The organism is Streptomyces sp. NPDC052107 (assembly GCF_040680215.1).
Classification (GTDB): domain Bacteria; phylum Actinomycetota; class Actinomycetes; order Streptomycetales; family Streptomycetaceae; genus Streptomyces.
The window spans coordinates 1-7,822 of sequence record NZ_JBFAWG010000168.1 but is presented as its reverse complement, the minus strand read 5'-3'; the positions used below and the strand labels follow the sequence as shown (position 1 = coordinate 7,822).

Here is a 7,822-nt window from a genome sequence, read left to right as displayed (position 1 = left end):
GCACGGTCCAACGGACTGTGGCGGCCGGGCGGCGGACCGCGGCCGCACCAAGGTGGGGCCGGGCGCGGCACGGGCGGCCCGAGGCGGCGCAGCGGCTGCGCAGACCCAACGGCCGCGAGGCCAGAGCGGCGGCCCGGGTGAGATCACCAGCTCCGGCTCCACACCAACGCCCCGGCGCCACGTGCCTCTCCTCCCATACTGCGCGCCCCGGGTTTCTACCGGCCTCCAAGTCCGCGGCGGCGAGGCGGCCCTTTTCCAGGGGCGCCTGCCGTCCTGCCACTCACGGCCGCTTCGTTGGGTCAGCGAAAGGTCTTCGCAGGGTTACCGATTTGTTGTGTCAGAGGCTCGATTCGGTGTCCGTGTCGAAGAAGTCGATGGTGCGCCTGTATTCGGGGTGATTCTTGTCCATCTGGATGCCGAGGTGGATGGGGGCTGGGTACTGGGTGCGGTGGTTCCAGTGGAGTGCGTGGTCGCACAGGCGTGCCGAAGCCAGACCGTAGGTGAGCGGGGGTCGGCCGTCGGGGTGGTGGAGCACGGTGATTTCCGTGGCGGTGTGGCTGTACCAGGTCTCTGCTTGTTCCGCCGGGTCGGTGGTGCCCCAGCGGGTGTAGAACTCTCCGGCGCGGGCGTACCGGGATCCGCCTGTGTATTGGTGGGGCAGGTTGCACAGGATGAACGTCTTGTCGGTGTTCTCCATCTGGAAGAGGCCGGTGGCGAGTTTGCCTTCTGTGGTCTCGGTCTCCTCGTCGTCGACGCGGACGAGGCGTTCGATGAGCGCGGGTGAGGCGACGTCGTCGCTGGCGGAGGTGACGCGGACGACGGCTTGGGGCCTCTGATTGGCGGGGAGGGTGAAGCCGGGCAGTGCCGGCCGCTTGTCGACGAGTCCGTCGGTGTCCGGCGTCTTGCCGAGGTGCCGGTTGGCCAGCAGCGGCCAGATGCTGCGTGCTTCGTTGCCCGAGACGTAGACGGCGTAGCCGCTTGCCGTGCCCGCGTGAGCGCCCAGGCCGTACAGGGCTCGGTCGACCAGACGAGGCAGGAGGGCGTCGCGTCGTCTGCCCTCGGGCAGCGGGCGTGCGCGGTGGGCCTGGTTGGCGGTGGCGTAGTCGAGCCAGGCGCCGCCGGTGCGGTGTTCGTCGGGGAGGAAGGCGAGGGTCTGCCACTGGCCGGCGCGGGGGACGAGGGCGACGAGGGTCCACATCAGTTTGGGTTCCTCGGTCACGGGTCCGCGGCGTTCGCCGAGCTGCTGGCGCAGGTGGAGGCCGACGTGGACGAGGGAGTCCTTGAGGCCGTTCGGGCCGAAGGTGAGCGCCTTGGTCAGCCGGGGGTGGACCAGGCCGGCCGCGCGGTGCAGGTCTGCGATGGCCATGTGGCCGCGGTGGTCGCCTTCGAGGTCCCGGCCGAGGCGGTCGAGGTCCGTGGTGATCTCACGGTCCTTCTTCTTGGGGTTGCGGCGCCCGGGCTTGTAGGGGGTGAGGAACTGCGCGAGGACCCCGAGGCGGGCGAGTTCACGGCTGGCGTGCGGCTTGGCGTCGAGGGTGTAGGGGTCGGGGGTGGTGGAGTCGGGCATTTTAGAGGCGCGGCGCTGGCGGGCCCATGCCTTGGCGTCGTACTCGGTCTCGCACAGAGCAAGAAGGCGTGTGCCTTCGGGGGCGTTCAGGCCGGTGAGCTGGCGGGCGAGGGCGGCACGCTTGTCGTGGTGGTCGCCGTGCGCCAGGAGGTCGCAGGCGGCCTGCAGCAGTACTTCGACGTGCTCGGTGACGGGGACGATCCGGTGGTCGGGCATGCCGGCTTTGGCGAGGTCGGGGCGGTTGAAGTGGTAGGCGAGCAGGCGCTGCATGCGGGTGCGCATGTCCTGGTGGCGGTAGAGGGCGAGAATGCGCAGGCGCTCGCACCCTGAAGCGGCGATGATCCGGTCGAAGTGCGGGTCGTCCAGGAGCACGGCGTCGCGGCCGTCGATGGTGGTGCGTCCGTAGCCGAAGTGGCGGCCGGCGACCTCTCGGGTGCGCAGCAGGGGCTGGTGGAGTGCGGCGCTGGTGTACCGGGCGAGTTCTCTGCGGGTGTACATGCCCGCGCCCTTGCCGATGGGGAAGCTGGTGGAGAAGGGGACGAGCGCGCGGAGTTTGCCGGGCGGGCCGCTCAGGTCGAGGGCGCTGGGGGCGAGGAAGTCGGTCTCGTCGGGGTTGCGGGGGAAGACGTGTTCGCCGTGCAGCCGGGTCCAGGCGTCCAGGGCGAGGCGGGTGGTGTGGTCGAGGTGGGTGTATTTGCCTTTGCCGCCCATGGCCAGGTTGAGGAGGGGGCCGTCGGCGGTGCGGGGTGCGAACCAGGCGGTGCGGGCGCTGTTGAGGGTGTAGCTGAGCCGTGAGACGCGGGGGTGGACGACGGCGACGGGGTGCAGGAGGCCGGGATGGGACTTCACGGCCACCTCCAGGCGCAGGGTGGCGTAGCGCACCGTGGTCTTCCACGCGGGGTCGTCGTCCTCGCCGGGGGCGTCGGTGTCGCTGTCGCCATAGGCGGCGCCCCAGGTGTTGGTCCACAGCAGATCGTTGTCCCAGACCTGGAGGGAGTTGTTCAGGTCGGGCCGGAAGGTGATGGTCTTGCCGTCGATCCTCCAGGGTTCGCTGGCAAGGCGTTGGGCGATGGCCCAGCCTGCGGCCGACCAGACCCAGCCGGGGGCGTCGATGCAGTCGGAGGTGCGGGTGATGTGCTTCCACAGGGAGGTTTCTTCGGGGGCGGTGCCGGCGATGAGGTCGGCGAGCTCGCTGTGGTAGCCGAAGGAGAAGTGTTCGGCGGGGGTGTGCAGGAGGGCCTGTTCCCACAGGGTGATCGCGGTGTGCAGGTCGTCGCGAGTGATGGGGCGGGTGGTGGCCAGGTACTTCGGCGGGTTCGATTTTGAGGTGGGATACAGGGTGGCGCTGGTGTAGCCGATGGCGCGCAGGACGGTGAGCAGCCCGGCGTAGGGCAGGTTGCCCTTGGAGCCGGTCTTGCCGCGGTACTCCTCGCGCAGTTGCTTCCAGACGCGTTCGATCTTGTCGGGGAGCGGATAGAGGTGGACGGTGCCGAGGAGGTGTTCGTCGGTGTGGCAGGCCAGCAGGGACAGCTGGGTTTCGCGTGTGTTCATGGGGTGCTTTCGCAGTCGGGGGTGGTGGTGCGCGGCAGGGGGACGTGGGTGAGGTGTGGGGTGTCGCTGGAGTGCGCGAGGTCGAGCCAGGCGGTGAGGGTGGAGCCGTAGATGCGGCGCAGGGAGTTCTGCTCCTGTTCGGTGAGCCCGTCGTAGTAGGAGCGGACGAGGGCGGGGTAGTCGGAGCCGAGGCGGGTGTCGAAGAAGGAGTTGTCGACGAGGTAGAGCTGGACGGGGGTGCCGCCGCGGCGGGCGCGTCCGGCCAGTTGGATGAGGTCGACGAGGATTCCGGCGAGGATCTCGGTTTTCAGAAAGCGCGGAAGGCGGCTGAAGCGGGGGTCGCTGCGCAGCAGGGTGTGCAGGCGGCGGCGAGCCTCGCGGTTTTGCAGGGCGAGCATGCGGGCGGGGTCTGGGCCGGGGCAGCCGGCGTGGATGGCGGCGGCGTTGATGCTGGCGTACATCGCCTCCGGGGAGTGGAGGTCGGCGACGGGGCGCACGCCCACCCAGATCGAGGCCAGGGCGGAGCGGTCGGTGCCGGGGATGAGGATGTTGAGGGCGCGGGCGACGAGCGGGAGCGGCGCGCACACGACTTTGACGTGGGGGTGGGTGTAGGGCAGGTCCTCGAGTTGATCGATGGTGAGGGTGACGATTCCTGTCGGCAGGGTCAGGCCGGGGGGTGGGCCGGTCTTGGGGATGACGACGGCGATCCAGGATGGCTCCGCGATCACGGAGGCGATGCCGATACCGAGCAGTCCTGCTTGACGGTAGGAGTTGGAGACCACCATGGAGCGGGCCCGGTCGGGATCTGTGTTCTCCAGTTCCCGCAGGTGCTCGGAGAGGCGGTCCTGCCACAGGCGGGCGCCGAGTTCACGGACCCGGTCGGGTTTGCGGGCTTCTTCCAGTCCGCCGATGAAGACGGGGTTCCACTCGGTGTCGGAGTCCGACACGTTGCCGGGCAGGGCGGTGACCGCCCCGGGGGTGGCATCCGTCATCACGTAGGCGGGCTCGGTGTGCAGGTGTTCTCGGGCCGCGCGCGGGAAGAACGCGGTGGCCGACAGGGCCAGCACGCTGCGTTCCAGTCCGGCTGCGGCCAGCGCGATGGTGCCTCCGAGCTGCACGGTGCCGGTGTGCGGGTCACCGCCCAGCGACTGCACCGTCAGCCGGCCGCCGCCCTGATTGTTCTTGTCGACTTTGAATCCGAAGAGCTGGTAGCCCAGTGGTCCGAACGGCAGGGCGCCGCTTTGGGTGAACGTGCCCAGCGCCCGGGCCAGTTCGCGGCCGGCCGTCATCTGGGGGCCCAGTCCGGCGACGACGGATTTGAGGTAGGTCAGGGCTTGGTGCAGACAGCCCAGCCAGGACCGCACCAGCAGCGCGTTGGTCACCTCGGCACGCCGGTGCTCAGGGATCTTCAGTTTCTTCAGTTCACGGTCGAGCTCCACCTTCAGCACGGGCAGTTCGTCCTGGCTGGTGTCCCGGCTGACCGCGTTCTTGAGAATCTGTGCGAGTGGGATGAACTGCGGCTGCGGGGTGTCCTTTTCGCCGGCGTCGGGGAAGATCGCGCGGAAGGCGGCGTGGGTGGCGGGGTCGATCGGCTGGTTCTCGCCCAGTCGGAGCAGCTCTTTGAGCAGGATCCGGTCCCAGGCGCCGGGTACGTGCCAGCCGGAGCCTGGGCGGTCTTCTTCCTGGGCGTCGGGGTCGAGCCAGAGCTCGTTGTCCAGGACGTAGTTGAGGAATTGCTCGCCCAGGCCGCGCGCCTTGAACAGGGCGTTGACCACGCGCCGGTCGGCGCCGGGCCCGAGTCCTTCGCGCTGCAGGTCGACCTCCAGCAGCAGGGAGGAGGCGCCCATGCCGCGGCTGGCCAGGGAGAATTCTTCTGAGCCCAGGTCGCACCAGCTGCTTTGCAGGTGGTCAACCTCGTCCACCATCAGAACTCGGCAGTGGCGCATGACGAACTCGAGCACGCTCATGCGGCGCACCACACCCTGGTCGGTTTCCACCGGCACCGACACGGCCCCGCTCAGCAGGTTGTGGTGGTTGGTGACGATGATGTCCGCGCTCGCGGCGGCGCGGATCAGCGAGTACTTGCCGCAGATGCCCAGGCGGGGGCAGGCATGGGGACCCGTCTGCTCCTCCCCGCTTTCCGGGGCGCCGATCCGTTCCAGGGACAGGCAGGGCTCCTTGCCGCGCTGCACTGGGGGGCCGTCGCTCAGCCAGGCGGACAGGTCACAGCCGTAGGCGAGGAGGTCGAATCGGTCCTGGCGGTCCTGGGTGAGGGCTCGCTCGGCCTGCTCGGCTCTGCGGTAGGGGGAAACCAGGGGCACGATGCGCAGGCCCTGGCCTGCGGTGACGGTGGTGAGGTGGGCGGCCACCTGCCGGACGAGTTCGTTGTCCGCCTGGATGCGTTCAGCGCCGCGGAGGCTGTCGTGAATCTGGCCGACGACCACCGCGACGGGGCCCTGCCCCTGCTGGGCGAGCAGGGGGGCTGCCGCGTTCATCAGGACGCTCTTGCCGACTCCGGTCGGTGCGTTGAGGACCCTGATCCGCCCAGCGGGCAGCTCAAGGCGGGTGACAGGGCGGTCCTGTGTGTCGAGGAGCTTGTCGAAGAACCCGGCCAGCAGAGAGGGTTTCCAGCCGTAACGGTCGGGGTCGGCGGCCGCCTGCCGGCGCACCAGGCGCAGCACCTTCTTGCGGGAGATCGTCGTGGTGGGCCGGTACGCGGCGGTGCGCAATCGCAGCGGAAGCACCTGGGCGTCTTTCTCGCTGTCGGGGATCGTCACCACCGAGGGCTCGCGCCCGCCGAAGGACCACTGCCCCGGGCCGGCCACGGGCAGCGGGTTGCGGGCCTGGTGGAAGAGCTCCTCGGCCTCGCACACCAGCTGCCTTGCCAGCCGCAGGGGGTTTTGTGCGTGCGCCACGACCAGGTATTGCGCTTCGCGGGGCGGTACATCCTCGGGCAGGCGATAGAGGCCGTCTGGGCCGGCGGCGTAGGCGCGGGCCATCGCGTAGAAGGTGTCCCGGCTGGCCAGGTCGTCTTCTCGCACATGCCAGTACCGGCCGGCCAGTTCCCGTACCCGGCGCGGCACGCGGGGCCAGGAGTCCCACAGATCCGCACGGGCGGCCGCCCAGATGTAGGCCTGGTCCAGCGGGACGACCAGTTCGCCCTGGGGATTTCGGAAGCCGAAGTACTTCTCGGCGATCGCCAGTGGCACCGCCACCGTCAGCCGCCGCAGCTCCCACTCCTCGGGCCTCACCTCGACACCCCGCATGCCGTCTTGATGCGCTTGACCAGCCGGTTGAGGGTGGTCACCGTGATCCTGCGGCCGCGCAGCCGCGCGGCGAGGTAGTGGCGCTCGTGGTCCTGGTGGTCAGGGAGCAGGATCGTCAGCGGGTACGGCGGCGGCTGGCGTTCCAGCAGTGCATCTGCGAGGGCGTCCACCGACTCCCAGAGAGCAGCCGTACGTTGGCGGTGGTGACGGCCCGGGACAGCGCCACGCAGAGCAGCATCGTCAGCGGGACCGCGAGCACCGCGAAGACCGTGCCCGCCGCCCCGTGCGCCAGCGCGATCACCGAGCCGACCACCAGGCAGAGGGTGAACAGCGGGCCGATCCCGATCAGCGAGGAGACCAGCAGCGCCCGCACCAGCGGCTCGGGCCGCAGTGGCAGCATCACCAGCCGGGTCGGGTCGAGGGTGTCGTCCCCGCTCGGGAAGAAGAGCGGCAGCACCGCCCAGCCGAGCGCCACGACAGCTGTCAGCAGCACCACGACCGTGCCCGCGTTCGTGTTGCCGCGCAGCAGGACGAGGGCGAGGACCTGGCCCGCCGCGACCAGCAGGGCGAAGACGAGCGAGGCGATGAACGCCGCCTTCCGCCCGGACGACTGCCGCAGCCCGTTCCGCAGGAGCGTCAGCTTGAGCCGTACGAAGGTGGGGGTCAGGCCCGTCGCCGGGGGCGCCGGGGCGGCGGCGGTGACGGGGGCGTCGAGCACGCTCATCGGGCGCCGCCCAGCCAGTCGAGCGCGTCCCCGGCGTCCCGGCCGCCCGCGCCGACCAGTTCGAGGAAGGCGTTCTGGAGCGAGGGCGCGTCCCCGCGGACCTGCTCCAGCGTGCCCTGCGCCTTGATCCGGCCCGCCGCCATCACGGCCACCCAGTCGCAGAGCGACTCCACCAGCTCCATCACATGGCTGGAGAAGATCACGGTCGCCCCGGAGCGGGTGTAGCGCTCCAGCACGCCCCGGATGGTCTGGGCGGAGACCGGGTCCACGGCCTCGAACGGCTCGTCCAGGAAGAGCACTTCCGGGTTGTGGAGAAGGGCGGCGGCGAGGCCGATCTTTTTCCGCATCCCGGTCGAGTAGTCGACGACGAGCTTGTTCTGCGAGCCCGCCAGATCGAGGACGTCCAGGAGCTGGGCGGCCCGCTTGTCCACCTCGTCGCCCGGCAGCCCGCGCAACCGGCCGTTGTACGCGAGCAGTTCGCGCCCCGACAGCCGTTCGAAGAGCCGCAGCCCCTCGGGGAGCACCCCGATCCGGGACTTCACCGCGACCGGGTCCGTCCACACGCCGTCCGCTGCCGGTGGCGAAGGCCCTGGACGACGTGCTCCTCGCGTACGAGATGAACGGCGAGCCGCTGCCGCCCGACCACGGGTACCCGCTCCGGGTGATCGCGCCGTCCTGGGTGGGCAACGCCAACATCAAATGGCTCGGGGACAT

Annotated in this window: 3 protein-coding genes and 3 pseudogenes; 1 reads left to right on the top strand and 5 read right to left on the bottom strand. The window is 70.1% G+C overall.

The genetic code is table 11. From position 1 onward, the window contains the following. Positions 1–337: 337 nt before the first annotated feature. The 5 genes and pseudogenes from AB0M27_RS45615 to AB0M27_RS45595 all read right to left on the bottom strand — a co-directional run. A complete protein-coding gene (locus tag AB0M27_RS45615) occupies positions 338–3,118 on the bottom strand; it encodes an RNaseH domain-containing protein (RefSeq protein WP_365731934.1) in 2,781 nt (926 codons plus the stop codon). Next, on the bottom strand, positions 3,115–6,384 hold the full coding sequence (locus tag AB0M27_RS45610; RefSeq protein ID WP_365731932.1) for a hypothetical protein: 3,270 nt from the start codon (positions 6,382–6,384) through the stop codon (positions 3,115–3,117). Before AB0M27_RS45610 ends, AB0M27_RS45615 begins: the two co-directional genes overlap by 4 nt. After that, a complete protein-coding gene (locus AB0M27_RS45605) occupies positions 6,366–6,554 on the bottom strand; it encodes a hypothetical protein (protein ID WP_365731929.1) in 189 nt (62 codons plus the stop codon). The genes AB0M27_RS45610 and AB0M27_RS45605 overlap by 19 nt, the downstream gene beginning before the upstream one ends. A gap of 8 nt (positions 6,555–6,562) precedes the next feature. Continuing rightward, a pseudogene (locus AB0M27_RS45600) lies at positions 6,563–7,108 on the bottom strand (transporter); the annotation flags it as partial. Further along, positions 7,105–7,671, bottom strand: a pseudogene (locus AB0M27_RS45595) (ABC transporter ATP-binding protein); the annotation flags it as partial. The pseudogenes AB0M27_RS45595 and AB0M27_RS45600, both read right to left, overlap by 4 nt. On the opposite strand from AB0M27_RS45595, the pseudogene AB0M27_RS45590 reads away from it, so the two are divergent. Further along, positions 7,671–7,822, top strand: a pseudogene (locus tag AB0M27_RS45590) (molybdopterin-dependent oxidoreductase); the annotation flags it as partial. The pseudogenes AB0M27_RS45595 and AB0M27_RS45590 overlap by 1 nt on opposite strands.